Raw genomic sequence first — 695 nt, forward strand, 5'->3', positions numbered from 1 at the left:
CCCCACCACGGCAGGTAGGCGTTGTTCCCGCCGCGTGCGCGGAACCAGTCCTTCGTCGGATCGATCGGCGTGAGCTTCGACGGCGGCCTGACGACAACCGCGACGGGATGCTCAGGGTCGGTCGTGCCGGCGACGAGCGCGTTGCCGCCGAAGTGATTGATCCGGCCGATCGCGAGCGCCACGTTGGTCAATGCGCTGCCGGTTCCCATGTCGCCAAGCAGCCCGGTCGTGTTGAAGGTCTGCTTCATGTAGTCGTATTCCGGAAGCGTTTCGGTCAACGTTTGCGAGAGCGCGGCAAGACGGGACGACGATGCGTCGCTGCCTTTGCCGGCGTCGTGGAAGATGTATTCGAGGTCCGGAACCGCCACACCGGCATTGCGCGCTGCTTCATCGATGGTTGCCTTCCATGCCTGTACGGCGCGCGTCGTGCCGACCTTCCGCTCAAACGCCTGTGTATTGCCGGTTGCGGCCCTGCTGATCCACGCGAGCGGTTCGCGCTCGGTGTTGAAGTTCGGGCCGGCGAGGAACAGGACGACGAGATTCTCGTTGATCTGCGCGTCGGTAGGCGGGAAGTTCGGTGCGTCCCAGTTGATTGCCCAGACGGTCTTGTCCGGGTTCGCCTGCAAGTAGTCCAGCGCGTTGTTCAGCGACGTGAAGCCGGCGTTCGCACCGCCTTGGGTGATGTGCACATCGGG

General features: G+C 64.2%; 1 pseudogene. It reads right to left on the reverse strand.

Going from position 1 to position 695, the window contains the following annotated elements:
• Positions 1-695, reverse strand: a pseudogene (locus DIE13_RS32570) (virulence factor); the annotation flags it as partial.

Source organism: Burkholderia sp. Bp9016 (assembly GCF_003857765.1).
GTDB lineage: Bacteria > Pseudomonadota > Gammaproteobacteria > Burkholderiales > Burkholderiaceae > Burkholderia.